Origin of the sequence: Thermoactinomyces vulgaris (assembly GCF_005886755.1) — a bacterium.
Classification (GTDB): domain Bacteria; phylum Bacillota; class Bacilli; order Thermoactinomycetales; family Thermoactinomycetaceae; genus Thermoactinomyces; species Thermoactinomyces vulgaris.
In genome coordinates this window covers 2,188,387-2,214,753 of sequence record NZ_CP039710.1, presented here as the reverse complement: position 1 = coordinate 2,214,753, position 26,367 = coordinate 2,188,387, and the positions used below count along the sequence as shown (strand labels likewise).

The window sequence follows — 26,367 nt, the reverse complement described above, 5'->3', positions numbered from 1 at the left end:
CGTCGGGAAAAACGGGGACCGAATGACATGGCTATTTCTCTCCTTTTCATATGTTTTATATGGTTTGTTTGGAGAGTTTATGAAAAATATGGGAAAAGCGGAGGAAGTGGGATGAATTTCGTGGACATGGGTGTACATTCGCTTTCATTGTTAACCATGGTGAATATTCTGTTGGCGATCGTCATTATATTTTTAGAGAGGCGGAACGTGGCCACAACCTGGGCCTGGATTTTGATCCTGCTGTTTCTGCCTGTTGTCGGCTTTATGCTGTATATTATTTTTGGACAAAATCTGAGCAAACGGAAAATCTTCCAGCTCAATGCCGAGCACACCGAAGATTTTGTCCGTAAATTATCCGTACAAGCCAAGGAGTTGGAGGAGCGGCGGTTTCAATTCCGGGATCCGGAGATTGAACAATACCAGCCCATTATTTACATGAATCTGGTCAGCGGATACGGGCTGCTCACCCAGGACAACGAAGTGAAAATATTCACAGACGGGAAGGAAAAATTCCATGCTCTTTTAAAGGATATTGATCAGGCCAAAGATCATATTCATCTGCTTTATTTCATCATTAAAAACGACGGGATCGGCAATCAAATTGTGCAAGCTTTAACCCGAAAAGCCAAAGAGGGGGTCAAGGTGCGCGTCCTGTATGATGATATGGGATCGGCCTGGCTGCCGCCCCGCTTTTTTAAACCGCTCATCGAAGCCGGGGGAGAAGTAGCTGCCTTTTTTCCTTCCAAATGGATTCCGTATTTAAACTTCCGGGTGAATTACCGGAATCACCGCAAAGTCGTTGTCATTGACGGGAAAATCGGCTATGTCGGCGGTTTCAACATCGGCGACGAGTATTTGGGATTAAGCCCGAAGTTTGGTTATTGGCGGGACACTCATCTCCGGATCAAGGGAAGTTCCGTGGATGCTTTGCAATCCCGGTTTTTCCTGGATTGGAACAATGCTTCGGAAAAGGAGCTCCGTTATGAAAAACGTTACTTTCCGGAAAAATCATCCCAAGGGACTTCGGCACTTCAGATTGTGTCCAGCGGTCCGGATTCCGAGTGGGAACAAATCAAAAACGGGATGATAAAAATGATTTATTCCGCCAAGGAACGCATAGATATTCAAACACCTTATTTCGTTCCCGACGACAGCTTGATGCATGCCTTAAAGATTGCTGCGCTGTCCGGAGTGGAAATCCGCCTGATGATCCCGAACCAACCGGATCACATGTTTGTTTACTGGGCGACGTATTCTTATATCGGGGAACTGTTGAAAGTGGGCGTGAAGTGTTTCATCTATGAAAAAGGATTTATCCATGCCAAAACCATCGTGGTCGACGGCAAAATTGCATCGGTGGGGACAGCGAATTTTGATGTGCGCAGTTTTAAATTAAACTTTGAGGTCAATGCCTTTTTATTTGATGTTCAGGTGGCCGGACGTCTGCAAACCATTTTTGAGCAAGATCTCAAAAATTCGCGGGAGTTGACGAAAGAGGTGTATAACCGGCGTTCCAACTGGATTCGATTTAAAGAATCGATTTCCCGGTTGCTCTCTCCGATTTTATAAAAAATAGTTATGAACATTTAAAAAATCTGTTGGACTTTTCATTGTCAAGAAAAAAGGAATTGTGCCATTATAGGAGATAGATTTTCTTTTTCCGAAGTCTTCACAGGAAATACATCACTAAGTCTGAAGGAAAAGGTGAGCGCATTGAACTTGTGGGAAATTTTTGTCGGGATCATCTTGGGGATGGTCGAAGGATTGACCGAATTTGCTCCTGTATCTTCAACAGGGCACATGATCTTGGTTGATGACATTCTTTTTAAAACGAAAGAGATTTTTTCCGAGCCGGTTGCCAATACATTCAAAGTGTGCATCCAGTTGGGTTCGATTTTGGCGGTGGTGATCGTCTTTAAAGACCGGATTCTGGATCTGTTGGGCTTGAAAAGAAAAGGATCCGAAGAAGGCGAAAAGAAAGACCGCCTGACCTTGGGGCAAATCTTTGTCGGGTTGCTGCCGGCTGCCGTGTTGGGCTTTTTATTTGAGGACTTGATCGATGAACATCTCTTTGGACTGTCCACGGTACTCGTCGGTTTGGTGGCCGGGGCGATCCTGATGATTGTCGCAGACTGGTTCCGTCCGACCAGACCGAGAGTGGAAACGTTGGATCAAATCAGTTACAAAGACGCATTTCTCGTCGGGTTGTTTCAATGTATTGCCTTGTGGCCCGGTTTTTCCCGTTCCGGTTCCACCATCTCCGGCGGGGTTTTGATCGGTTTGAGCCACCGGACTGCTTCCGATTTTACCTTTATCATGGCCGTTCCCATCATGGCCGGGGCGAGCAGTCTGTCTCTGATTAAAAACTGGGAGTATTTTACGGCGGATGCTCTTCCTTTCTTTATCGCCGGTTTCATCAGTGCATTTCTTTTTGCGTTGTTGTCGATTCGCTACTTTTTGAAACTGATTAACAAAGTCAAGTTGGTGCCGTTTGCCGTATACCGGATTGTCTTGGCGGTAATCATTTATTTCTTGGTATTTTGATCCATTTTCTTGAAAGAAAGCTGCTCGATGGCGGGCAGCTTTTTTATTTGGCGGTTTCGCGAAATTGTGAACATCTGTTGAAAAAATGAAGGGGCCGTGATATTATCTTTTTAAATAAAATTATAAAAAAATTCATTCGATATGTGTTAGACAAAAAGGAGAAAACGGTATGGAATCATTTACTCAATGGTTGGATCAAATTTCGAATGTGGTTTGGGGTCCTCCCTTGCTGGTTTTATTGGTGGGGACAGGCATTTATTTATCGATTCGTTTGTCATTTTTGCAATTTTCCCAACTTCCTTACGCTTTGAAAACCGCCTTTTCCTTGAAACAGGATCATGAGTCGCAAGGGGATATTTCCCATTTTCAATCGTTGATGACCGCCCTTTCTGCGACGATTGGGACGGGAAATATTGCGGGGGTTGCCACGGCCGTGGTTGCCGGGGGGCCGGGAGCGGTGTTTTGGATGTGGATTACCGCGATTTTTGGCATGGCGACAAAGTATGCAGAGGCGATTTTGGCCGTGAAGTACCGGGTGGTTGGCGAGCGGAACGAGATGGCCGGCGGACCGATGTATTACATCGAACGGGGTCTGGGATGGAAATGGCTGGCGGTTCTGTTTGCCTTGTTTGGATCGATTGCCGCGTTTGGTATTGGCAGTATGGTGCAATCCAATTCCGTGGCGGAGTCGATGAAGGCCAGTTTTGGTGTGAATCCCTGGATTACCGGCGTTGTATTGACGGTGATCACCGGGATGGTGATTATCGGGGGCATCAAATCGATTGGCCGGGTGACCAGCTTTTTGGTTCCGTTGATGGCGATCTTCTATGTTTTGGGGGGGCTCCTCATCATTGTGCTTCATGTGGATCAACTGCCTTCCACCCTCGCCTTGATTTTTACGGATGCGTTTACGGGACAAGCGGTTGCCGGCGGAGCGATCGGGACGGTGATCCGCTATGGAGTGGCCCGGGGGGTATTCTCGAATGAAGCCGGGATGGGATCGGCTCCGATTGCTGCAGCCGCAGCCAAGACGGACCATCCGGGACGGCAGGCGCTGGTGTCGATGACGGGAACCTTTTTGGACACCATTGTTGTTTGTTCCATCACGGGAATCGGTCTGGTGATGGGCGGCTACTATGTCGGCAGCGATTTGACGGGAGCGGCATTGACGACCGAAACTTTTAACCGTTTGTTGCCGGGCCCGGGCGGATGGATCGTTACGATCGGCTTGATTTTCTTTGCTTATTCCACCGTGTTGGGATGGTCCTATTACGGCGAGAAATGTTTTGAATATTTGTTCGGTTCCCGGTCGGTCACGGGTTACCGGGTGGTCTTCACTTGTTCGGTGTTGTTGGGCTCGGGACTGAATTTGGCGTTGGTGTGGTCCATTGCGGATGTTTTCAACGGATTGATGGCCATTCCCAACTTGATCGGCCTGATCGGTTTGTCCGGCGTCGTGGTGGCGGAGTCCAAAGCGTTCACCCAAATCATCCGGCAAGAAAAAGAGAGATCTGAGAAAGAATGACAAAAGCCGTCTTCCCCGGAAACAGAGGGAAGACGGCTTTTTTTACGACAACACCGCAAATTTTTCTTGCAAACGGGTGAGCATGTCTTGGGTCATCTTTTCCAAGTCATATTCGGCATGAAAGCCCCACTCTTCTTTGGCGGCAGTGGCATCAATGGAGTCGGGCCAACTGTCGGCGATGGATTGCCGGACCGGATCCACCTGATAATCCAGTTGAAATTCCGGAATATGTTTGCGGATCTCCGCCGCAATTTCTTCCGGTTCGAAGCTCATGGCGGTCACATTGAAAGCATTGCGGTGTTTCAATTTGGCTGCGTCCGCTTCCATGAGCGTGATGATGGCATTCAAGGCATCCGGCATATACATCATGTCCATGTAAGTGCCCGGGGCAATATAGGAAGTGTATGCTTTCTTTTTCAGTGCTTCATAGTAAATTTCGACGGCGTAATCTGTGGTTCCGCCTCCGGGGGGAGCCACATATGAGATCAACCCCGGAAAACGCACACTCCGTGTATCCACGCCAAACTTGTGATAGTAATAATCACACAGCAACTCACCGGAAACTTTGTTTACCCCGTACATGGTGGTGGGGCGTTGAATCGTATCTTGCGGCGTTTGTTTCTTGGGAGTAGACGGGCCGAAAGCACCGATGGAACTCGGGGTGAAAAATTGGCAACGAAGTTCCCGTGCCACTTCCAGTGCGTTGATCAGTCCACCCATATTGAGATTCCAGGCCATGAGCGGACGGTTTTCCGCGGTGGCAGACAATAATGCCGCCAAATGGATCAGGGTGTCAATTTGGTATTTTTCGGAAATATCGTACATGGCTTTGCCATCGGTCACATCCAGAATCTCAAACGGTCCGGAATGGACGACCGTACTGTCGGTTTCTCGGATATCCGTTGCAATGACATTGTGGTCTCCATAAATTTCCCTTAACTTTATTACCAGTTCCGAACCGATTTGTCCCAAAGCACCGGTAACCAATATTTTCTTCATGCAAAACGCCTCCTGCTGTCACAACTCGTCAAATTAAATGACGCCCATTTCTTTTCCCACTTTTTCATAAATCGCGAGCACGCGATCCAGCATCTCCCGGGTATGGGCCGCCGTCGGCATGTTCCGGACACGCCCGGTTCCTCTTGGAACAGTGGGGAAGACGATGGCTTTGGCATAAACGCCTTCTTCATTCAAGCGCCGGCTGAATTTCTGGGTGAGCACTTCATCGCCAATGATGCAAGGGGTGATCGGGGTTTCACTTTCACCGATATCAAAGCCCAGTTCCTTCAAGCCATTTTTCAGATAGCGCCCGTTGCTCCACAATTTGTCATGCAGTTCCGTACTGCTCATCAAAATCTCGATGGCTTTGATGCATGCAGCCACATCGGCCGGTGGCAGGGCGGTGGAGAACAAGAACGGACGGCTGCGGACTTTTAACCAGTCAATCAACAGCTTTTTGCCCGCGACATAACCACCGACGACGCCGATCGCCTTGGACAAGGTTCCGATTTGGAAATCCACTTGATCGGACAGTCCGAAGTGTTTCACCGTGCCGGCCCCTTTACCCAGGACACCCGAGCCGTGTGCATCGTCGACATAAGTGATCAGGTCAAAACGGTTGGCGATTTCCACAATCTCCGGCAACTTGGCGACATCGCCGTCCATGGAGAAAACGCCGTCTGTGATGACCATGATTTTTTTGTATTGTCCCGATTCTTTGGCTTCTTTTGCCTTGGCATACAAATCATCCATGTCGGAGTGATTGAAGCGGATGATTTTTGCTTTGGAAAGGCGGCAACCGTCAATAATGGATGCATGGTTCAGTTCGTCGGACAAGATGGCATCATTTTTATCCATCACGGCAGAAATTGCGGCCATATTGCAATTAAAGCCGGATTGATAAGCGATTGCCGCTTCTGTATTCTTAAATTCAGCAAGTTTTTCTTCCAACTGTACATGAAGACTCAGGGTTCCGTTGATGGTGCGAACGGCACCGGCACCGACGCCGTATTTTTGAACCGCTTCCAATGCCGCTTCTTTCAGGCGTTCGTCTGTTGCCAAACCCAAATAGTTGTTGGAAGAAAGATTGATCAATTCCCGGCCGTCGATTTCGATCACGGGTCCGTTGGGGCTTTCCAGCGGATCAATCACGTTGTAAAGGCCCCGGCTTTTTAAATCCTCCAAGTTGTCATGTAAAAACTGGTCTAATGTTTTGCTTGCCATGGCAACTCCTCCTTGCGCCATCCGTGTTTTCTTGAGCACAAACACATATGTCCGCATGACGAGGACATATTAAGGTGCGTCGGTCTTTTTATATCAACGTTTCTGATACTAATTTATCATATTTTCACAAAAATGTTTACTCACAGTGGACAAAAACAAACAGAGAGAAGCAGGCAGAAATCAAACATATTTTCTCCATCTACAGTGGAAAAATTCCAGTAAAATAAGATTAGATCAGGAATAAGGGGAAACATCATGAAACCACTGAAACAAAAGAATAAAGACACCATCTGCATTGAACATGTGTCCGTTTTTTATGTTCAGGCACCGCCGGAGTTTTGCTTTTCCAAATTAACGAATGAAAGAATCCGCCGCCGGGCCCATCAGGATGTGTTAGAGGTGGAGATGGAGCCGGAAGTGGGGGGAGTGTTCAGGATCACGTACGAAAAACCGGCCGGAACGGAAACCATCCAAATGAAAATTGCCGAATATGCTCCTCCTTCCTTATTAAAGACAACCGTTTCCACGGAAGAGGAAAACCTGACGCATACTTACCGGCTCAAACGGGTGGAAGCAGGAACCCGGCTCACGGTCATTACACAAAGAACCAGGAAATGGAATTGGTTGAACGGCATTCTTTATACCTTATTCAAAAGAAGAATGGATCAAAAAATGAATCATTATTGGAGTCGGTTGGCAGTGGAGATCGAAAAAGAATTTCAAGAGCGGCATTTATTCTCCTGAAGAATTCGGAAGCGTTTACCGGAGATGCCTTGTGTAAAGGGAAGTTTTCCGGTGAACGCTTTCGTTTGGCAACCCGCTGTGTTCATCGTTTGTTCATATTCGCGGGGGCAAAAGAGGTTTATTCCGTGGGAGAAACGAGAAATACTCAGGTAGAAAACATGGAGGAGGAAATGTAGGTGATCCAAAAACAGAATTTTGCAACGGATAAAGGAGCCATCCGCCATTTGGAGGCGTTGATTGAAAGCGGGAAAATCGAGGAGTATCCCCTGCTTGGGGAAGGGTTGAGCGGAAAAGTATATGATTATGACGGATTTGCAGTCAAAGTGTATAAAGAAAATTACAGCGAGAATGATGATTACAAAACATTGAGCGGTTTAAACAGCCATCCCGCATTTCCGGCATTTCATTACATCGATCAAAGAAAGCGGTGGATGGTGGTCGAGAAAGTGGACGGATTCACACTGGCGGAGGCCGTCCGGTCCGGAGAAAAGCTGGACAGCCGGACTTATGCGCAGATCGAGGAAATTGTGGAGGATTGTTATGACGAAGGAATCATCCCGTCTGATCTCCATCTGAACAATTTGATGTTGGACAAGGACACCAACCGGATCCGGGTGATTGATACAGGGCGTTTCTTTTTTACAGAGGACAAAGAGGCTTACCGGTCCCGCATCGGGGAGGAACTGGAATGTTTGCAATATCACTGCGGATTGTTCGGCAGCCTCTTTTCCTCATCCCGGCACAAGCACCGCCGCCGGCGTAAATATTTCAGCTCTTACCCGCGCCGTTACAAGTATTCGAGTTCTTACCCGCGCCACCACAAGTATTCAAGTTCATATCCGCGCCGTCGCCGTTATTCGTCTCCGTTTTTTTCATCATCGGACCGTTACCGCCATCGCAAATATAAAAAATATTTTTCGTTTTCCAGTTCCTGACCGAAGATGTCCCGAAGGGGGCGTCTTTTTTGTTGAATCATCCCCGTCAAACTACTACAATGATGTAGTATAAAATGTTTCGACTGTAAAAAGGGGAGAGAAAATGAGGAGAAGACGGATGGTATGGATGGCGATCCTGGCCGTGGCGATGCTGATGGCCGGTTGCGGTTCCCGGGGGCAGGAACCGGACCGGCCGGAAGGCGCCGGACAATGGGTGCTGCAAACCAAGAATGTGACGCGGGTGAATGAGGATGATCCGGTCAAGGCTGCGGTTCTGATTTCCCGGATGATTTGGCCGTCCACGGATGCGCAAAACCGGCCGGGAACGGTATTGATTGCAGAAGCCGGCAAAACCAAACTCAATTTGCCGTCGGTCACTCTGGTGCATCATCCGAATAACGGGCCGCTGTTGTATGCCAAAAAAGATCAGATCCCGCAAGAGACGCTGGATGAAATCAAGCGGCTTCAGCCGGCCGGAAGTTCGATGAATCAGGGAACCCAAGTGATCATGATCGGTTCTTTTGCTCCCAAGGCCAAAAAACAAATCACGGATGCAGGGTACAAAGTGGATGTCATTCACGGGGAAGATCCTGCTGAAATGGCCCGGCAGCTGGACGCTTACTATGCAAAAGTAAACGGGGGAGAGTATCCTAAAAACGTGATTGTCGGTTCGGTCGACCGGCTTGACTACACTTTGCCGGCAGCTGGCTGGATCGCCCATATGCCCGAGCCGTTGCTTTATGTCAGCAAAGATGCGGTTCCGGAAGCCACCCGGCAGGCACTTCAACAACGGAAGGGGCAAGCAAAAATATATTTGCTGGGGCCGGAACAAGTGATTTCCCCCAAAGTGGAAAAAGAATTGCAGTCCTATGGGGAAGTGGTCCGGATTGCAGGAGATGTTCCGGAAGAAAATGCGATTGCCTTTGCCAAATTCAAAGATGAAAAAACCGGATTTGGCTGGGGAGTGACCGAACCCGGGCATGGCTTGACCTTTGTCAAGAGCGGTTCATTGGACACCGCCATTGCTTCGGCTTCGTTTGCCCATCTTGGAAAACATGCCCCCATGCTTGTTTTGGAGGGGAACGATTTATCCGCGGCGCTGCAACAATATTTAACATCACTTCAGCCCGGGTATGAGAAGGAGCCGACCGAAGGCCCTTACAATCACGCCTATCTGATCGGTTCCGAAAAATCGGTTCCGTTTGCGGTTCAAGGGAAAATCGACCGTTTGCTGGAGATTGTGCCCAAAAGCGGCGGGTCCGGACATGAGGAGCATATGCCCATGCAGGGAAACAACGGGCATGGCGAACATATGGGACATCATTAACGAACATGGTTGAAAGAACTCCGGTAGCCGGAGTTCTTTTTTCGATGGAATTTTTCCACCGAAAGGTTCGGAGGCTGATACAATGAAGAAAGAAGGAGAGGAAACGACGATGATGACAGAAGAACAACACAAGATGTTAAGCAAATTATTCGGTCCTTTGGAGCTGGAAGTCCTGAAAATCATTTGGCAAAAAGATTGGCAAACCGTGCAAGAGGTGTTGGATCAATTGCCGGCGCACAAGCATTACGCTTATACAACCATTATGACGGTGATGAACCGCCTCCACCAAAAAAGCGTGTTGAGCCGGAAGAAAAAGGGAAAGAGATATCTTTACAAAGCACGTTATCAACCGGAAGATTTGATCCGTCATTTTTCCTCTCATACGATCCAAGGTATCTTGGATGATTTCGGGGATATTGCGATTGCCCAATTTGTCGATGCGGTGGGCAACGCACCGGACGGACTGAGAAAGTTGAAACAGTTGTTAAATGAGTTAGAGGAAGGGGAACGAAAATGAGTTCGTTCCAAAAGCTTTTTGCCTTTACCGTGGGATGGGGTGTTTTCAACTGGTTTGCGGCCGGATGGATGGATCACTGTTGTGACAGGTTTTTTGGGGAGTCCCGGTGGATCCATCATGATCTTGTGCAGGGGATTTTCATCCTCAGTCTGATGATTTTTTCCGTCCGTTCGGCAACGATTCTGATCCGAACAAAACGAAAGATCAACCAACTGTTAAAATGGCAATCCGATGCCTTTTTCCCGTTGGTTCACCAGATGCAAAAGAAGACCTCAATCCCGTTTAAGGTGGTGAAACATCCTCAGCCTTTTGCCTTTGCGTACGGATGGTTCCGCCCGCAAATTTTGGTGAGTGAAGGAATGATGGAAGCGCTTCATGAGGAAGAGCTGAAAGCCGTGTTGGAACATGAGGTTTATCACTGCAAACAAAGGGATCCGTTAAAAATATGGTTTGCCAAAAGTGCATCTGCCGGGTTTTTTTATTTTCCATTAATCAGAACCTGGTCAAAACAATATGATTTAGAAAAGGAACTGGCTGCCGACCGGCATGCCATCGGGCAATGCGGTTTAAAACCGTTGGCTTCCGCTCTTTTGAAGATTTTGGAACAATCTTCCCCCGTGTCTTCCATTCATGGGTCGGCCGGCTTTTCCTCTGCATGGATGGATGTCAGGATCGACGGTTTCATGAAGAAGACACCAGTGATGAAACAGCAGAAGCGGGATTACTACCTGACCTTGTTGGTACTGGTGATCTTGACGATTTGCCCGGTTTATGATTTCATCAAATGATCAACGCCCATGAGAAAAAATGCGTTATAATAAGATTTGATTTCTTTTTACTTCATGATTTTTGCGGTGTTTAATAGGGGGAAAAAGATTTGGACGAAGTGATAAGTATTATATTGAAATTAATCCTGGTGCTTTTTCTCGTATTTTTAAACGGCTTTTTTGTTGCTGCAGAATTTGCCATTGTCAAGGTAAGAGCGACGCAACTTGCCAATATGAAAGGACGCCGTGCTCAGGTAGCCAAAAAAGTTGTAAAGAACTTGGATGCATACTTGTCAGGAACGCAGTTGGGAATCACCTTGGCTTCGCTTGGATTGGGATGGGTTGGTGAGCCAGCCATTGCAAGAATGATTGAACCGGTGCTTGCTTACTTCGGCATGCCCGGCTGGGTCATTCATACCATTTCCGCGGTGATCGGATTTTTGATCATCACATTTTTGCATATTGTTTTGGGGGAAATGGCTCCAAAATCCCTGGCCATCCGCCAGTCGGAGCAGACAACCTTATGGACGGCAACACCGCTCAATTGGTTTTACAATTTGTTTAAGCCTTTCATCTTTATTTTGAACTCTTCAGCCAATTTGGCGTTGAAAATAATCGGTGTCGACGGAAAAGCGGATCAGCAAGCGCATACGGAAGAAGAAATCCGGATGCTGATCGCGCAAAGCCATAAAAGCGGAGTGATTGACAAAACCGAATTGACGTTGTTTGATAACGTTTTTGACTTTACGGAAAGAATCGCCAGGGAAGTTATGGTACCAAGGGTGAAAATGGTTTGCCTTTTTGAAGGAAATTCGTTTGAAGAAAATTTTGAAATCATAAAAGAAAACCATCATACCCGCTTCCCGGTTTGCGGTCAGGATAAAGACGATATCAAAGGGATAGTGCACATCCGTGATATTTATAAATACATTGCGGAAGGGGAAAAGCCGGATATTTCCCAAATCATCCGCCCGGTGGTGGTGGTGCCGGAAACCATGGAGTTAAAGGATATTTTCCATAACTTGCAAAAGAATCGCGTGGAAATGGCGATTGTTGTGGATGAATACGGCGGAACCTCAGGATTGTTGACAACCGAAGATATCATTGAAGAGATCTTTGGAGAAATCCAAGATGAATTTGATAACGAACTGCCGTTGATCCAAAAAGTCGGAGAAGACACATTGATCGATGCCAGCTTGTTGATCGAGGATGTCAATGAACATTTCAACATTTCGATCGAGGATCCGGATAATGACACCATCGGCGGTTGGCTTTTCTCCGAGCTGGATAAAGTGCCGGAGGAAGGGGATCAAGTATCGTTTGACAAGTGGGTGTTTACCGTCAAAGAGATGGATCAGTTGCGTATTTCCCGGATCATTGTCTCTCCGCTGAATTCAAAGGAACCACATCAAGAAGATGCCATGGAGAAAGCTCCATTGGAATCATGATTGCAAAAAAGGCTTGGCGATGGATTCGTCGTCAAGCCTTTTTCTGATTGATCACCCAGTCCGGGTGTTCATAATGCTCCGACCACTCTCCGGCAAAAGCGCCGATGGACCCGGGGAGAGAACAGTATTTTTTATAAAACATTTCTTTGCTTTGTTGACAGTGCTCCGGATAATACACCATTTCCCATAAAGATGCCTGCAAAAAGTTTTTCAGCCGTTCCGGTTGATTGAACCATTCGCGTTTCAACTTGATTTCCCGGCAAGCCGCCAGAGATGGCAGTTGTACCAACATATAAACCGTTTCCTTTCCGATGGCAACAGCCATTTCTAATTCACGGACTTTCTTTGTCAAAAAAGTAGTGGGATTAAATTCAAACGTTTGCATTTTTCCATCATAGCTGCGGGAGCCGTATTTTTCATGGAACCCCAATTGCTCCAAAGCACTTAACAAAGGTTGAAAAGAACGGGGCGGGGTGATAATGACCGGATCGGTTTTTGTGTATTTCTCACCGGTACCCACTTCCAGCCGGGTGACAAATTGATAGGAGACGGTATAACCGGAAACGAGCAGGTTTGCAGGCAGTCGAAAAGAAAAAGGAAACGTGATTTCTTCCGAGGGACGAACAGAGCATGGAGAATGAAACGGGAATGATGCAATGGAATAGGAATGCACTTGTTGTTCCATCCGGATATGAATCATCAGATCGGTCGCGATCTGGTGGATTTCTTGATCAATGATGCCTCCGCGAACCAATAATTTTCCCTTCACTTGATCTCCCAAATGCACTCGATCCTTTTCCAGAATCAAGTCTGTCTGTGCTCCGCCCTTCCCCATTTTGGCCAATAAGGTTTTAAACATCATAAGCGAAAGAACCCCCTTATTGAAATAGACAAGGACTTCGCCGGTTTTTTTCTCTTTATGCCAAAAAAACGCTTTCATGATCTTGTATATAGTAATCTTATCAAATTTATAAGAGAAAAAAATGACAATATTAAGAAGAAACCATCATCTCCTGTTTTTTCTTTTTCATATCGGTTGCTAATTTTTTTTGAATTCGTTATACTGTCTCCATGCGGAAAACATATGTATTTCTACGGAGGACAAAACCTTCTTTTGTCCATTGTTTACATCAAGCGGGAGGGAGAATATGGTAAGACAAGCCGTCAAAGTGGGTCTATTGGGATTGGGAACTGTCGGACAAGGGGTCGTGCGGATTATTTCGGATCATCAACAGGATCTGTATAAAGAGACCGGGCTGCATGTGGAAATTCATAAAGTCCTTGTGCAAGACCTGCACAAAAAAAGGGAAACCGATGTGAATCCGGATCAAATGACCCTTCATCCGGGGGAAGTGATTGAAAATCCGGAAATTGATGTGGTGATTGAAGTGATGGGGGGCATTGAACCGGCAAAGGAATATATTCTGACGGCTCTGAAAAGGAAAAAACATGTGGTTACTGCGAACAAGGATTTGATGGCTCTTTATGGGGCGGAGATTTTGCGGGTGGCACAGGAAAATCAATGCGATGTTTATTACGAGGCCAGTGTGGCCGGCGGGATTCCCATTTTGCGGGCTTTAATGGACAGCTTTTCCTCCGACCGGATCCACAAGATCATGGGAGTGGTCAACGGGACGACCAATTACATTTTATCCAAGATGAGCCAAAACAAAGCAAGCTTTGAGAACACTCTTTCAGAGGCGCAAAAGCTGGGGTATGCGGAAGCCGATCCTTCTTCCGACGTGAACGGGTGGGATGCGGCATATAAAATGTCCATCTTGTCCACGCTGGGTTTCCACATCGCTGTCCATCCGGATGAAGTGGATGTGCGGGGGATTACAAAAGTTTCCATGGAGGATATCGAGTTGGGCAAAGATCTGGGCTATGAATTAAAACTGCTGGGTTTGGCCAAACGGGACCACGATAAGGTCGAAGTGAGCGTTCAACCGACATTCCTGTCCCAAAAACATCCGCTCGCTTCCATCGACGGGGTGAATAATGCCATTTTGATCGAAGGGGAAGCGGTCGGGGAAACCATGTTTTACGGCCCGGGGGCAGGTTCTTTGCCGACGGCGACATCCGTGGTGTCTGATCTTGTGACGATTATCCGGAATATGAAACTGGGCGTCAACGGGCAAAGAATGGTGGCGCCTTATGAAACCAAACGATTAAAAACCGACCAGGAGAAAGGATCAAAATATTTCTTGCGGCTGGTGGTGGCCGATGAGCGGGGAGTGCTGGCCCGGCTGACTCAACTGTTTGCGGAAAACCACATTTCCATGGAGCAAGTGATTCAAAAACCTTATAACGGAGGTTACCGTGCGGAAATTATTTTGGTGACACATGAAGCGGTCAAAGCCGATTTAAACCGGGTACTTGCCTCCATCCATCAACAGGATGGCATTTCTGAGCTGAAAAGCTGTTACCCGGTGTTGGAAAGATAAGCGGCAAAATTTTTTATCCGGCACCGTTCCTTTGAGAGCGGTGTTTTTGTTTGGTTCGTTCATCAAACGTTTCCTCGTCACTCTGTGCGGTTTTGTTACAATTTGAAAGACAAGGCCGTTGGATGAAGGAGAGAAAAACATGGACCGGCAACCGATACTTGAGATCAAAAATATATCCAAATCGATTGCAAAACAAAAGGTGATTGACCAAGTTTCTTTTGATGTTTACCCGGGAGAGGTGTTTGGCTTGCTTGGCCCGAACGGTGCGGGAAAAACAACGTTGATCCGGTTGATTGTCGGTTTGATGAAGTTGGATCAGGGAGATGTGTTCATTGACGGATATTCAGTCCGCACCCAATTTCAAAAGGCGATCCGGCCGGTCGGCGCCATTGTGGAACGTCCCAAGTGGTATCCCTTTTTAACCGGGTATCAAAATTTACGCCTTTTTGCGCGGATGATGCCGGATGTCGAAAAAGAGCGGATCGATGAAGTAATCGCTTTCCTGGATCTTGGCGATTCCGTTCATGATCCGGTGAATACCTTTTCCCCGGGCATGCAACAACGTTTGGGATTGGCACAGGCGATTCTTTCCAAGCCCCGCCTGTTGATATTGGATGAGCCCGTCAACGGTCTCGATCCCATAGGAATCCGCCGGTTGCGCGATTTATTGGGCAAGCTGGCAAGGGAACAAAAAACGGCCGTGCTCATATCCGGACACTTGTTGTCGGAAATGCAGAGGATGTGTGACCGGTTTGCGGTGATGAATGCGGGAAAATGCGTGGCGGTCCGCTCGCTAAAGAGAGAACCGGACAAGGAAGCGGAGGCAGGTTGGGTCCGTTTTGAAGTGGATTCGCTGGAAAACGTGAAAACCGCCTTACAAGAATTGAATTGGGAAAAGGAATTTGTGCCTGTCCCCAAGGGATTTGAAATCATGTTAAAAAAAGGACAAATTCCGGAGTTCACTGCCGAATTAATGAAACAAGGAGTCAAAGTTTACGGAATCGGGGTGGTTCATCAGACCATGGAAGATCAGTATTTGGAAATGATTGAAGGTGAAGCGGATGGTCCACTGGAACCGGCTTGTACATAATGAGTTGATGAAAATTTTTCTGAGGACCCGTACATCGGTTTTCTTTATAATTCTTTTGCTTGCCGGATTTGTCATGGCGTTTGTCTGTTTGTTTTTGCAATCCGTAAGCGGCATCAAGGAAGATGTCTGGGGATTTTTTCTTACGAACACTTTTCTTTTGCCGGTGGTGGAATTGTTTGCTTTGATCATTGCCGCGGATGCCGTCAGCAGTGAATATGCCTGGGGGACGATGACGTATCTTTGGATTCGCCCGGTTTCCCGTTTGAAAATCTTGTTGTCCAAGTATGCCTCGGTTTTACTCTTGTTGCTGGCAGGGGTTTTGTTGCTGGCGGGGACTTCCGCCTTGTACGGATGGGTTTTTTTCGGTTCACCTGTCCGGGGAGATTCGGGGATGCTTTTGGCGCGTGCCCTGGTGATCTACGGATGCAAGTGGGTGGAAATGGTGATGATGGTGACCATGGCTTTTGCGATTTCGGCCTTGACAACCAAAAATTCGCTGTCCATCGGACTTACCCTGTTTCTGTATTTCACCGGGTATTTTTGGGTGGAATTGCTCCGGGGGTTCGATGTCCAATGGGGAAAATATCTTCTCTTTGCGAATGTGGATTTGGCGAATTATATTTTTGGAGGATTCCCGGCATTTGACGGGATGACCTTGGGCTTCTCATTGGTGATGCTTGCGGTTCACTATGTCTTGTTTATTTTCTTGGCTTGGTGGGGATTTGCGAGAAGAGAGGTGATCTGATTCAACAGGTAGCTTCTCTTCTTTCGGCAAATACCATCCGTCTCCCAATGCTTGATACTTGTCGCGGTTTTTCCGGTGCAGCGGGCAAAAGTCACAACGGCCGCCCGGACGCTGTTTGTAGCACTCAAGGCAACGAATCGGCTGCATCGCGGTCATCACATCCCTTCTCATTTTCATTTTATTTGAAAAGCCGTTTGAATGAAACAGGTTGCGGGAATAATATCGTTATTAAATGTCGAATGAAGGGGGAGTTATCCGTGGGGAAAGAGAGAAACCAAAAAATTTTGCTGGCCAGACGTCCTCAAGGAATGCCGGTGCCTGAAGATTTTGCATGGGTGGAAGAGGAGATTCCTCAACCGTCAAGCGGTGAGGTTCTGGTCAAGACGTTATATCTGTCCGTCGATCCTTACATGCGCGGGAGAATGAACGACCAAAAATCGTATGTACCGCCTTACCGGCTGAATGAAGTGATTACCGGCGGAGTGGTCGGTGAGGTGATTGCATCGGAATCCAAACTGTTTGATGAAGGAGAGATTGTCCTCGGCAATTACGGTTGGCAGAAATTTGCCGTGGCCGGGGAAGATGAATTGACCAAGGTGAATCCGGATCTGGCTCCGATTTCCACCGCTCTCGGCGTTTTGGGCATGCCGGGGCTTACCGCTTATTTTGGACTGATGGAAATCGGACAGCCCAAGGAAGGGGAAACGGTGGTGGTCTCCGGTGCCGCTGGAGCCGTCGGCATGACCGTGGGACAAATTGCCAAAATCAAGGGTTGCCGAGTGGTCGGGATTGCCGGTTCCGGGACGAAAGTGGAATTTTTGAAGAACGAATTGGGTTTTGATGCCGCGATTAACTATAAAAAGACGGACTCCATCCGGGAAGAACTGAAAAAAGCTTGTCCCGACGGGGTGGACATCTATTTTGACAACGTGGGTGGGAACATTTCCGATGCAGTCCTTTCATTATTAAATCATCAGGCCCGGATTCCGCTCTGTGGACAAATCTCCCTGTACAATCTGGAAAAACCGGATATCGGACCGAGAATCCAGCCGCAATTGTTGATTAAAAGCGCTTTGATGAAAGGATTTATCGTTTCCGATTACGCCGACAAATTTGATGAAGGGTTAAAGCAGTTGGCAGAATGGGTAAATGCCGGCCGGCTGAAATATAAAGAAAACATTGTGGAAGGATTCGAAAACACCGTCGATGCCTTTTTGGGGCTGTTTCACGGAGAGAACCTGGGAAAACAGATTGTCAAAGTTTAAAAACCGGTTTGCTTATTATGATCAAAGGGACCGTCGCAGCCGACCGGTCCCTTCCGCTGTGTCAAAAGGGAGTGGCCGAAAGCGGCGTCTCCCTCTTTTTTGGAAGGATTTGAAAAATATGATCACCTGCATACAAAAAAGCCTTTTCTCCGCATCGTGGAGAGAAAAGGCAGGCAAAACGGATTATAAGGATGGATTGCTGTTGCTTTTATTCAAAGGCTGTCCTGTGACTTCCTCGCTGAAGCGGCCCCAAGACTGATTAAATTTTTGAATGAGCGTTTCCGTTTCTTTCTCCAATTTCTTTCTTTCCTGATTTAACGATTCAAATTGGTCTTTGGGAGGCGTATTTTTCTTGGCGATGGCGGTGTAGTAATTTTTATTCGCCGTCAAAATCCCGATATTCACTTCGGCCAGTCTGGATTCACGCTGAACCAGCTGTTTAAACAAATTTAAGGTGTCCTTTGCCATCTGACCTTTGTCACCGGACATTTCTTCCGCTTTTTTCATCAATTGGTCCAGTTGCTTCAGGGCTTTTTCTTCTTCTGTTTGATAGTTGCGAAGTTCAGCGATCACTTGGTCCATATCGCTTAAGAGCGCTTTTAACTCATTGGGATCGGCTTTTCCCGTTTCTTGAATGCTGCGTTGAAATTGGTTCATGCTTTTTTCCATGTTTTTATAATACGTTTCCATCTTGTTCCGGGTATGTTCAGTGTCATTGTGTTGCACGACCAACTGTTCGATCGACTCAACCAGTTGGTGTGAAAGCTGGTAATCGGCGAAGACTGAACAACCGGATGCAAGAAGGAGTGTGCAAACAATCAGCAGAGTTTTTTTCAACATGGTACTTCCCTTCCCTATGATCAAGCAATGATTTTATCATACTGAATGCCTGTGGTGAATTCAATTGAAAAGACTATGGCAAATTTCTCAAAAAAAGTGGAAGAGAAGGGATGCAAATTCGAACCGGGTTACGAATAATATAGTGACCGGTACTTTTCCAATCCGGTCTGGGAAAGGGTAGAGAACATTGACAATTCTGTAAAATTAATATAAACTTTCTATAAAGATCAAATAAAAAAAGCAGCCATTCCCCCAAAATGGCTGCGCGAATTTTGTGATCATTCAGTCAAAAAGAAAAGTTGGCTTGGTTTGGAATTATACGGCAGGCGGTTCTCCGTCAAAGAGAAAAGTCATTGTGTTAAACTCCCTTCCTTAAGATTAAGATTGGATTGGAAAAGTACGATCAAACAGCGGGCGGTTCTCCGCCGAAAAGGCGTTTCATCCGGATCCCTCCTTTCCAGGAAAAGGAAGGGAAAGGGGTTACAATTTTCCCTCGCCTTTTTCAAGTAATTGGCAGTAAGTTTGAAAAAATCTGTTTTTATATTTTTCATAAGTGACAGGATCTTCCTCTTCGCAACATTTTGCAAGTTTGACGAGGATTTCCGGTTCAAGGATTTTGAGTGCATGTTTTTCGGAGATCGTGAGTGCTTTTTGCAGGCATTTGCGTGCATCGCCGTTTTTGTTTTGGCGCATGTAGCAATCGCCCAGAGCAATGAGAGCATTGCAGTATTTTAAAGCATCGTTTGTTTTTTGTCCTGTTTGTACGGCATTCTGCAAAGCTTTTTGTGCGAAGGGGATTTTTTTTGTTTTTAAGTATAGCATACCTAGTTTCGTATAGGTAGATACCAACATATTTTTTTTTCCGATTTTTTTTTCTAGTTTTAATGCTGTGCGAAATGCAACTTCTGCTTTGTAATAATCCCCCATGTTTTGATAACAATCCCCGAGCGCCGTCCAGAGCTCAAACGCGCGGTCCACATTTTGGTCCACACGGGCCAGATGCAGGCCTTTGGTGGCATATTCGATCGCCTTTTCATGCAGCTCCTGTTTGCTGAGCAAGGTGGCGTGCACTTCATACATACTGCTGCGGATCTCGATGCTCTCGATATTGTCGACTTCTTTCCACATATCTTCCAAGGTGCGGAAAGCATCTTCATTCCGGTTTAATTTTTCAAGGTAAATCACTTTGCTCATTTTTAAATGGTACACGACATATTCGCGTTCACCGGAGGGGTCATAGGATTCCAACCCTTTTTCAATATAATGGAGGGCTTGTTCGATATTGTTCAAATAATAACAACAACGGCCCAGTTCATTGTAGGTTGCGGCTTGCACGTTGGTTGATTTCCAATCGGGATACTGTTTCAGTGTGCTCAACGTTTTCAAAAATTGGGCCTGTGCCTTTTTCCAATGTTTTTTCCGGGCAATGCATTTTCCTTTTAAAAAGAGGTATGTGGGAAGCAAGGGGGAGTTTTTGTCAATCTCGGTTTTCCTGAGTTCTTCCAAACCTTTGTCCGGACCCGCCATGTCGATGTCATGCTCGATCGCGAATAATTTGAATTTCAATTGTTCTTCGCGTTCCTTCTCGTCATCATAAGACTTGGATAACTGCTTGATGTCCAGATCCAGCTTGTTGCATATGTGCAGATATATATCCTCATTCACCACTTCGCCTTTTTCGACTTTGCGGATGGTATGGAGTTTGATCATGTTATCCACCAAATCGCTTTGCCTGAGCCCCAAATCCTTCCGCCTTTTCCGAATGACACGCCCCGCATTCTCATGGTCAAGAGGGAGCAACGAACTCACCTCCGCAAATAAAAAAATTTTTGTTTATTTTCGGTTGTTTTTTTGTTGCTTTTCATGCAAATATGCAAAATCCGGGTGAACATTTTTGCTTTATTTTTATTTATTTATCTAGTTTGGCACAAATCTGCAAAATTCCTTCTATTATTAGTAATTTTGTATCGATTTGCAATGTAAGAAATAGATTTATAAACTATAGTCAGGAAGATGCCGATTGGTTTCAGTGGTTGAAACACCGCAAAATTTTGGGAGGAGTTGCTTATGTTGAAGGTGCAGGTTGAAGGCCAAAAGGAAAAGGTCGGACCATTTTTGTCGGAATTGAGACAACGTTCGCAAATCGAATATTTGCGAGATGAAACCAATTTTCAGGAAAAAGAAGAAATCCGTGTGATTTGTTACGTGGAGCACAAGCCGGAGCACCGCATCAAAATGGTGAAATTGTCGACGGGTGACGGGTTGGAAATTCAACTTCCGTTGATCGATGTCATCCAGGTGGAGATGGAAGACGGCAAAAAAATCATTACCGGACGCTCCTTTGACATTTTTGGAACGTAATGATTTTATCATATTGATGGAATGTAAAATTTCTCGTGCTTGTGCGATGGCACGTCATTTCATAGAACCATCAAAAACAAGGATGCACGGCGGAAAAAATGAGAGAGTACCTGTTTACACCTCAACAAAGCTGAAGCGTTGCCCTGGAAAGGACTTTCACGTCCTCCCGGAGGCAACGCTTTCATTCTTCCGCCTTTTTTAACATCCATGGCTGCAAGCGTCCGCTGAAAGGAGTTGTTTATTGAAAGATGTAAAAATTTGCATTAAAATGGAATTAACCGGGGGATTTTTCTTGATGGCTGAATCATGCCAAACCGTTGACAGATAGAGTGATAAGTGAGAGGAAAAGTACAGTAGGGGTTCGGGAATACTGTGCTTTTTTTATGGATTGGAGGCTTTCTTGGGTGAATCTGTATTTTGTTCTTTTGTTTGCCAAGGACCGGGCGGCCAAAGTTCCTCCATTACCGTTCAAGCGGTTGCTCCGGGTGATCGTGATTTCGGTTTGGATGCTTTTGATTTACCGGATTTACGGTTTAAACAAAGCCATGGACCGGCTCAAGTCGATCCGATGCAAAGATCCCGTGCGCATTAAAAATCCGTTGGCGGAATTTTTGTTCGCCAGGCGGGTGATGGTCTGGTCGCAATTTGTGGTGTCCCTGTTGAATGCGGGAAAAATTGATTCTTTCCTCCGTTCCCTGTCATTGTGTGCGTCTCTTAAAAAGTTGGGGATTCCGGCGCAAATGGTGTTGGGGGAAAAAAGTGACGACCATGTGATTGAAAATTTGCATGTCTGGGTTGAACTCCGGCAGATTCCCCTGAATGAATCATGGGAGGTTGAATGGCACTTTCGAGAAATTAAGCGTATTCCGGAAAGGTTTGACGTCCATTGAGAAAATTTGATCCGATCCAGGGATTCATTGATTTCGGTTTTTTTCAGAGTTTTTTCCAATTTTACGGTGAGGTCTGGGGTTATCCGCCCCGGTTGGAACCTTTGATGAAGCTGATCCAAAACAACAACTGGCATGAGGCCAAAAAAGAATTCAAAACATTGTTGAAAGAAGGGCCCGGTTTTTTAAAACAAATCGACGGTGCTTTTATTGTCGTTTATTTTGAAAGGAAAGAAAGAACCGGATTGATTTACCGAAGTTTGTTGTGTAAATATTCCCTTTATCTGCGCCGGACCAAGCGGCAGATCTTTTGGTCCACCCGGATTGAACAGGTACTGGGAGAAGACCGTCCCTATTTGTCCAAAGTGAAAAAGGAAGAACTGGTGGGGTCCTGTTTTGCGGAAGTCCAGGAGCCATCCCAGACCTATTTTCGGGATATCAAAAAGCTGCCGGCCGGGCACATGATCCGCGTCCACCGGGAGAATGAAGAGATGACCCTGTTTGACCAATTGCGTCCCCGGCCGGATTATGCCAAGTTAAAATGGGACCAAGCGGCGGATTTGGTGATCGAAATCCTGACCCAAACGATCCAGGACCGGATTGAACCGGCCGACCGGGTGGGGGTTTTGCTGAGCGGAGGCATTGATTCCTCGGCGATTCTCATGATGTTAAAATCCTGCCAGATCCCGGTCGTTGCATATCATTGGGGATGGCGCGGCGAAAAGTCCAAGGTCCGTTTCAGCGCGGAAAAGGTGACACGATTGGCGAATGTCCCGCTCATTATCCTTGAACCGGGGGATTTGAAGGCGTTAACAAAAGATGCCAACCAATTTTATTTGCCGTATCCCGGCTTGGATTACCTGATGATCAAAGAAGCCCGCAGGCAAAGCCAAAAGGACGGGATCAACCTGCTTGCTTCCGGGTATTTTGGCGACTATATTTTCGGCTATGACGGAACCGGACGCTTTTCCAAGCGGATATGGAACAAAACGTTATCCAGACGGCTGATGGAAAAGCTGGGAATGCTTCGCCCGACGTGGGCCAATCATCCGGAAGACATCCCGATTCCGCTTTTTTTTACCGACAAGGCGGCAAAAGAAGCCAAAAATTATCTAGGCTCGCTGAAAGAAAAAACCAGTGCCCGGCAAGCGATGGGGTATTCATTAAACCGGGACAAGGAGTCCCTTATTCAGTTGCATCAATTGTCCCCGCATCAAATGAACATGTTGTTTCCCTTTGTCAGCAGAAAACTGATGGAAATCGCCATTTCCCTGCCTTCTGAAATGAAAGTGCTGTTTCGCGGGGGGCAATGGATCGAAAAACCGGTGTTGAGACAGGCGTTTTTTGATTGGCTGCCGGGTGAAGTGATTGCCTATGTGCCCCGGCAGTACCGGGTGTTGCCGATGGAGGCCCGTTTTTTGCTGAAGCACCGGGAACAAGTCAAAGAATTGCTGGATGAAGACTCGATCTTGGCGGATTGGGGAATCATCCATTGTGAACGGCTGAAAGAATGCCTGGAACACCAGCGGTTGCTGATGTTGTCGACCAAAGGGCTGATTTGGGCATTCATGACAGAAATATGGCTCCGCTCTTTGTTGTGACCTTCATCAGAAAGCTCCTTCTCACGGGAAAGGGGTTTTTGATGAAGGTTTTTCATTCAGCGGGATAGCGCCGGTTTCGTCCCTGAACCAACACCGGTTGCACAAAAGGACGAATTCGTTCCATCAACCGCTTGGCTTTTAAAATTTCCCATCCGCCTTTTGCCGTATAGCTGAAGTGTTCTTCCAACTCATCCAATGTCATGTTGGATGTATAGATGGTCGGCCGTTGGTCCGTCATCCGTCTTTGTAAAATGACGGAAAGCACTTCGTCCCTCAGCCAGGGGGTCAAGGACTCGGCGCCGATATCGTCCAGGATCAGGACTTGCGTGGTTTTTAACGCCTCGATTTTCCGGCTGATTTGATTATCGGCAATGGATGCTTTCAATTCTTCGACCAAGGCGGGGAAATGAACCATGATCGAAGAGATGTTGTGTTTGGCCAATTCATTGGTGATCGCACCGGCAATGTAGCTTTTGCCCACCCCAAACGCCCCGTATAAATACAGGCCGTAAGAAAGAGGGGATTCTTTGAAACTGATGCAGTAATCCATGGCGGTCAAAATGGCTTTGTTCCGTTCCGGGTGGTCGTAGTCAATCTGCTCAAACGTCGATTGTTGAATTTCTTTGGCGATGTAATGGCTTTGAATCAGCGATTTTTGTTTTTCCGATTTCCATTTGCTGCATTCATGCATGGTCAGGTCCAGATAACCGCCATACTCTTCCAGTTCCGGGTAATGTCCCTTCATCATGTTGGGGCATCGGTCCAGCCCCGGACATTGTTGGCAATTGGAACGTTCCATCACAAATTGCTGAAGGAAGGAGAAAGAACGCTGATAAACTTCTGTCGGAAGTTCAGGATGTTGCTTCCTGAATTCTTCGACCAGCGGAAATTGAAGCAGGAGCTTTAACTGCCGTTCTTTGTCGACCGCTTTTACGTTTTTGCCCACCGGAACCATCACATTGTTGATCCGTTTCATCACGAACCTTCCTCCTGCAATCGATGTTGATCGTAATCTCTATTCTATCAGGAAACGGAATAGATTTTTACTCTAAAATCAGGAAAATATCATGGAAAATTCCATTCTCAAATTTTAGTCATTTGTCATCGCGCCCTGAATATGTTTTAACTAGCAGGAATGAAGGAGCAGTGCGATGCAAAGTCAATGGATTCTTCATGTTCAAGCGATGATTCACCGGTTGAAAAAAGAGTTGATCCAAAAACAGAACCCGGATGGAACGTGGCCGTTTTGCTTTGAAAATGGAATTGGGACCGACGCGTATTATGTCCTGTTGCATCAAGTGTTAAAGCGTCCTGACCCCGGCACCTTGGCGCCGGTTTTGGAACGCATTCTGGACAAACAAACCGGTGATGGAACCTGGAAAGCGTTTCCGGATGAGAAGGAAGGGAATGTTTCCGCCACTTTGGATGCCTCCCTTGCGCTTTTGTATTCCGGGGTGAAAACGCCCGATGATCCTTCGCTCAAAAGAGCGCGCGACTTCCTGCTTTCCCGCGGCATGGAAACGAAAGCGGGCTCCTTGACGCAAGTGGTTCTGGCATTGCTTGGGCACCGGAGTTGGTCGCGCATCACCAAACTGCCGGTTGAGTTTTTTCTGTTGCCGGCCGCAAGCCCTGTCAATTTTTTTGATTTCGTGGGATATGCGCGTGTTCACATCGCTCCCGTCATGTTGGCGTCCGATCAGGATTTTTACATTCATCTCAAAGGTTATCGGGAAGTGGAAGACTGGTTGCCTTCTTCTTTTCGGACGTATATGGAACGCATGCACCCGGATTATTTTTGGACCAAAGAGGATTTGCTTCCCGCGGTGGAAACAACGGCTTATTCCACGTTTTTTAAGAAGAATGTCCATCAGCGGGCCCTTTACTGGGGAGAGAACTTTTTGCTTTCCCGCATTGAAGAAGACGGGACGCTGTACAGTTATATGACCAGTACCTTTTTGATGATTTTTGCTTTGTTGTCTCTCGACTATCCGCCTGATCATCCGTTGATCCAAAAGGCAATGGAAGGATTGGACCGGATGATTTTTCCTCTTCAAGAGGGCGCTCATTTGCAGGAGGCAACTTCGACGGTTTGGGACACTTCCCTGGTGATGACGGCATTGCAAAATGCGGGCCTTTCGCCCGGGCATGGTGTGATACAGAAAGGAAGAAATTATCTTTTGTTAAAACAGCATACATCGTGCGGAGACTGGTGTTTAAAGAATCGTTATGCGATTCCGGGCGGATGGGGATTTTCCGACACCAATACGATCAATCCGGATGTGGATGATACGGTTCAATGTTTGCATGCAATTGCTCCGGCTGTCCGGGAAGGCTGGGCGCAGGATGAATGGAAACGGGGATTGCAATGGTTGTTGAGCATGCAAAACCGGGATGGCGGATGGCCTGCTTTTGAACGAAACACGAACAAGATGTGGCTCAAGTTGTTGCCTGCCCGCAATGAAAAAAGAGTTTGGGGCGACCCGTCCACTGCGGATCTGACCGGACGCGTTTTGCATTTTTTGGGATCGGAGCTTGGCTGGACCATCGACCGCCCCGAAGTCAGGCGGGCATGGAGTTGGCTTTATCATCACCAGAATTCCGACGGTTCTTGGTTTGGCCGATGGGGCGTTTCCTATATTTATGGAACTTGGGCGGCGCTGAAAGGACTGGCTGCGGTGGGAGTGCCCGAAACCCATGTTTCCGTGCAAAAAGGGATTCGGTTTTTACTCTCCAAGCAACGTCCCGACGGGGGATGGGGAGAATCTTGTTACAGTGATGCGGAGGACCGGTTTGTTCCCCTTTCGTTTTCGACTCCGGTGCAAACGGCTTGGGCATTGGATGCTTTGATCGCCTACCATGACCATCCGACACCGGCGATTGAAAAGGGGATGGCTTGTTTGTTGGAAATGATGGAGAAACGTGGGGAAGAATGGTCTTATCCGGCGGGAGCGGGTCTTTCCGGGCAGTTTTATGTGTATTACCACAGCTATCCGTATGTTTGGTCTTTAATGGCGATGACACATTATCTGCAAAAATATAGTTGAGAGGGGACCCGCCCTTTTTTTGTGCAAAAAACATCCACTCCTGAAAACACAGAAAGTGGA

23 protein-coding genes are annotated in these 26,367 nt (G+C 46.9%); 17 read left to right on the top strand and 6 right to left on the bottom strand.

The window, feature by feature from the left end; all coding sequences use genetic code 11:
• Positions 1-111 precede the first annotated feature (111 nt).
• The 3 genes from cls (at position 112) to FA954_RS11215 (ending at position 4,069) form a co-directional block, all read left to right on the top strand.
• Positions 112-1,569, top strand: a complete 1,458-nt coding sequence (cls, locus tag FA954_RS11225) for a cardiolipin synthase (RefSeq protein WP_049719739.1) — start codon at positions 112-114, stop codon at positions 1,567-1,569.
• A gap of 150 nt (positions 1,570-1,719) precedes the next feature.
• Positions 1,720-2,544, top strand: coding sequence for an undecaprenyl-diphosphate phosphatase (locus FA954_RS11220; RefSeq protein ID WP_138615222.1), 825 nt, complete (start codon positions 1,720-1,722; stop codon positions 2,542-2,544).
• Between the two features lie 169 nt (positions 2,545-2,713).
• Positions 2,714-4,069, top strand: a complete 1,356-nt coding sequence (locus FA954_RS11215) for an alanine/glycine:cation symporter family protein (RefSeq protein WP_037994295.1) — start codon at positions 2,714-2,716, stop codon at positions 4,067-4,069.
• 42 nt (positions 4,070-4,111) lie between these two features.
• On the opposite strand, the gene FA954_RS11210 is transcribed toward FA954_RS11215, so the two are convergent.
• Positions 4,112-5,068 (bottom strand): L-threonine 3-dehydrogenase, encoded by a 957-nt coding sequence (locus FA954_RS11210; protein WP_138615106.1) that lies wholly within the window; start codon positions 5,066-5,068, stop codon positions 4,112-4,114.
• A 33-nt stretch (positions 5,069-5,101) separates the two neighbouring features.
• Positions 5,102-6,292, bottom strand: a complete 1,191-nt coding sequence (locus FA954_RS11205; protein ID WP_037994332.1) for a glycine C-acetyltransferase — start codon at positions 6,290-6,292, stop codon at positions 5,102-5,104.
• Positions 6,293-6,547: 255 nt separating this feature from the next.
• Between FA954_RS11205 and FA954_RS11200 the strand changes: the two genes are divergently transcribed.
• From FA954_RS11200 to FA954_RS11175, 6 genes are all read left to right on the top strand, one after another.
• Positions 6,548-7,036 (top strand): SRPBCC family protein, encoded by a 489-nt coding sequence (locus FA954_RS11200; RefSeq protein ID WP_037994334.1) that lies wholly within the window; start codon positions 6,548-6,550, stop codon positions 7,034-7,036.
• Between the two features lie 176 nt (positions 7,037-7,212).
• Complete coding sequence (locus FA954_RS11195) at positions 7,213-7,971, top strand: BUD32 family EKC/KEOPS complex subunit (protein ID WP_138615105.1); 759 nt, start codon at positions 7,213-7,215, stop codon at positions 7,969-7,971.
• 118 nt (positions 7,972-8,089) lie between these two features.
• A complete protein-coding gene (locus tag FA954_RS11190) occupies positions 8,090-9,298 on the top strand; it encodes a cell wall-binding repeat-containing protein (RefSeq protein ID WP_138615104.1) in 1,209 nt (402 codons plus the stop codon).
• 82 nt (positions 9,299-9,380) lie between these two features.
• Positions 9,381-9,815, top strand: a complete 435-nt coding sequence (locus tag FA954_RS11185) for a BlaI/MecI/CopY family transcriptional regulator (protein WP_231564581.1) — start codon at positions 9,381-9,383, stop codon at positions 9,813-9,815.
• Complete coding sequence (locus FA954_RS11180) at positions 9,812-10,603, top strand: M56 family metallopeptidase (RefSeq protein WP_049719743.1); 792 nt, start codon at positions 9,812-9,814, stop codon at positions 10,601-10,603. Before FA954_RS11185 ends, FA954_RS11180 begins: the two co-directional genes overlap by 4 nt.
• A 98-nt stretch (positions 10,604-10,701) precedes the next feature.
• The gene (locus FA954_RS11175; RefSeq protein ID WP_342353661.1) at positions 10,702-12,030 is read left to right on the top strand and encodes a hemolysin family protein; all 1,329 of its coding nucleotides are present in this window, start codon (positions 10,702-10,704) and stop codon (positions 12,028-12,030) included.
• A 31-nt stretch (positions 12,031-12,061) separates the two neighbouring features.
• Here FA954_RS11175 and FA954_RS11170 read toward each other — a convergent pair whose 3' ends face one another.
• A complete protein-coding gene (locus tag FA954_RS11170) occupies positions 12,062-12,892 on the bottom strand; it encodes a sporulation protein (protein WP_175413208.1) in 831 nt (276 codons plus the stop codon).
• 286 nt (positions 12,893-13,178) lie between these two features.
• Between FA954_RS11170 and FA954_RS11165 the strand changes: the two genes are divergently transcribed.
• The 4 genes from FA954_RS11165 (at position 13,179) to FA954_RS11150 (ending at position 17,574) form a co-directional block, all read left to right on the top strand.
• Positions 13,179-14,474, top strand: a complete 1,296-nt coding sequence (locus FA954_RS11165; RefSeq protein WP_062842854.1) for a homoserine dehydrogenase — start codon at positions 13,179-13,181, stop codon at positions 14,472-14,474.
• Positions 14,475-14,613: 139 nt separating this feature from the next.
• Positions 14,614-15,564: an ABC transporter ATP-binding protein gene (locus FA954_RS11160; protein WP_138615101.1), complete on the top strand. Its 951-nt coding sequence runs from the start codon at positions 14,614-14,616 to the stop codon at positions 15,562-15,564.
• The gene (locus FA954_RS11155) at positions 15,536-16,309 is read left to right on the top strand and encodes an ABC transporter permease (protein WP_037994344.1); all 774 of its coding nucleotides are present in this window, start codon (positions 15,536-15,538) and stop codon (positions 16,307-16,309) included. The genes FA954_RS11160 and FA954_RS11155 overlap by 29 nt, the downstream gene beginning before the upstream one ends.
• A 239-nt stretch (positions 16,310-16,548) precedes the next feature.
• Complete coding sequence (locus FA954_RS11150; protein ID WP_037994347.1) at positions 16,549-17,574, top strand: NADP-dependent oxidoreductase; 1,026 nt, start codon at positions 16,549-16,551, stop codon at positions 17,572-17,574.
• A 183-nt stretch (positions 17,575-17,757) separates the two neighbouring features.
• Here FA954_RS11150 and FA954_RS11145 read toward each other — a convergent pair whose 3' ends face one another.
• Both FA954_RS11145 and FA954_RS11140 read right to left on the bottom strand, forming a co-directional pair.
• Entirely contained in the window at positions 17,758-18,414 is a 657-nt protein-coding gene (locus FA954_RS11145; RefSeq protein ID WP_037994349.1) for a hypothetical protein, read from the bottom strand.
• A 480-nt stretch (positions 18,415-18,894) separates the two neighbouring features.
• On the bottom strand, positions 18,895-20,214 hold the full coding sequence (locus FA954_RS11140) for a helix-turn-helix domain-containing protein (protein ID WP_037994352.1): 1,320 nt from the start codon (positions 20,212-20,214) through the stop codon (positions 18,895-18,897).
• A 267-nt stretch (positions 20,215-20,481) separates the two neighbouring features.
• On the opposite strand from FA954_RS11140, the gene FA954_RS11135 reads away from it, so the two are divergent.
• The 3 genes from FA954_RS11135 (at position 20,482) to FA954_RS11125 (ending at position 23,263) form a co-directional block, all read left to right on the top strand.
• Positions 20,482-20,775 carry a hypothetical protein gene (locus tag FA954_RS11135; RefSeq protein WP_037994354.1) on the top strand — a complete coding sequence of 98 codons (294 nt, stop codon included), beginning with the start codon at positions 20,482-20,484 and terminating at the stop codon, positions 20,773-20,775.
• Positions 20,776-21,179: 404 nt separating this feature from the next.
• Positions 21,180-21,665, top strand: coding sequence for a transglutaminase-like domain-containing protein (locus tag FA954_RS11130; RefSeq protein WP_037994357.1), 486 nt, complete (start codon positions 21,180-21,182; stop codon positions 21,663-21,665).
• A complete protein-coding gene (locus FA954_RS11125) occupies positions 21,662-23,263 on the top strand; it encodes an asparagine synthase-related protein (protein ID WP_037994359.1) in 1,602 nt (533 codons plus the stop codon). The genes FA954_RS11130 and FA954_RS11125 overlap by 4 nt, the downstream gene beginning before the upstream one ends.
• Before the next feature lie 52 nt (positions 23,264-23,315).
• On the opposite strand, the gene dnaI is transcribed toward FA954_RS11125, so the two are convergent.
• Positions 23,316-24,239, bottom strand: a complete 924-nt coding sequence (gene dnaI / locus FA954_RS11120) for a primosomal protein DnaI (protein WP_037994361.1) — start codon at positions 24,237-24,239, stop codon at positions 23,316-23,318.
• A 175-nt stretch (positions 24,240-24,414) separates the two neighbouring features.
• Between dnaI and FA954_RS11115 the strand changes: the two genes are divergently transcribed.
• A complete protein-coding gene (locus FA954_RS11115) occupies positions 24,415-26,307 on the top strand; it encodes a terpene cyclase/mutase family protein (protein WP_037994362.1) in 1,893 nt (630 codons plus the stop codon).
• Positions 26,308-26,367: the final 60 nt, after the last annotated feature.

What these genes read in the sequence shown, in the direction of transcription:
- FA954_RS11160 (WP_138615101.1), top strand. Translation starts at nt 14,614, where the DNA reads ATGGACCGGCAACCGATACTTGAGATCAAAAATATATCCAAATCGATT.
- FA954_RS11155 (WP_037994344.1), top strand. Translation starts at nt 15,536, where the DNA reads ATGGTCCACTGGAACCGGCTTGTACATAATGAGTTGATGAAAATTTTT.
- FA954_RS11165 (WP_062842854.1), top strand. Translation starts at nt 13,179, where the DNA reads ATGGTAAGACAAGCCGTCAAAGTGGGTCTATTGGGATTGGGAACTGTC.
- FA954_RS11185 (WP_231564581.1), top strand. Translation starts at nt 9,381, where the DNA reads ATGAAGAAAGAAGGAGAGGAAACGACGATGATGACAGAAGAACAACAC.
- FA954_RS11210 (WP_138615106.1), bottom strand. Translation starts at nt 5,068, where the DNA reads ATGAAGAAAATATTGGTTACCGGTGCTTTGGGACAAATCGGTTCGGAA.
- FA954_RS11190 (WP_138615104.1), top strand. Translation starts at nt 8,090, where the DNA reads ATGGTATGGATGGCGATCCTGGCCGTGGCGATGCTGATGGCCGGTTGC.
- FA954_RS11145 (WP_037994349.1), bottom strand. Translation starts at nt 18,414, where the DNA reads ATGTTGAAAAAAACTCTGCTGATTGTTTGCACACTCCTTCTTGCATCC.
- cls (WP_049719739.1), top strand. Translation starts at nt 112, where the DNA reads ATGAATTTCGTGGACATGGGTGTACATTCGCTTTCATTGTTAACCATG.
- FA954_RS11135 (WP_037994354.1), top strand. Translation starts at nt 20,482, where the DNA reads ATGTTGAAGGTGCAGGTTGAAGGCCAAAAGGAAAAGGTCGGACCATTT.
- dnaI (WP_037994361.1), bottom strand. Translation starts at nt 24,239, where the DNA reads ATGAAACGGATCAACAATGTGATGGTTCCGGTGGGCAAAAACGTAAAA.
- FA954_RS11180 (WP_049719743.1), top strand. Translation starts at nt 9,812, where the DNA reads ATGAGTTCGTTCCAAAAGCTTTTTGCCTTTACCGTGGGATGGGGTGTT.
- FA954_RS11150 (WP_037994347.1), top strand. Translation starts at nt 16,549, where the DNA reads ATGAAGGGGGAGTTATCCGTGGGGAAAGAGAGAAACCAAAAAATTTTG.
- FA954_RS11215 (WP_037994295.1), top strand. Translation starts at nt 2,714, where the DNA reads ATGGAATCATTTACTCAATGGTTGGATCAAATTTCGAATGTGGTTTGG.
- FA954_RS11200 (WP_037994334.1), top strand. Translation starts at nt 6,548, where the DNA reads ATGAAACCACTGAAACAAAAGAATAAAGACACCATCTGCATTGAACAT.
- FA954_RS11170 (WP_175413208.1), bottom strand. Translation starts at nt 12,892, where the DNA reads ATGATGTTTAAAACCTTATTGGCCAAAATGGGGAAGGGCGGAGCACAG.
- FA954_RS11205 (WP_037994332.1), bottom strand. Translation starts at nt 6,292, where the DNA reads ATGGCAAGCAAAACATTAGACCAGTTTTTACATGACAACTTGGAGGAT.
- FA954_RS11115 (WP_037994362.1), top strand. Translation starts at nt 24,415, where the DNA reads ATGCAAAGTCAATGGATTCTTCATGTTCAAGCGATGATTCACCGGTTG.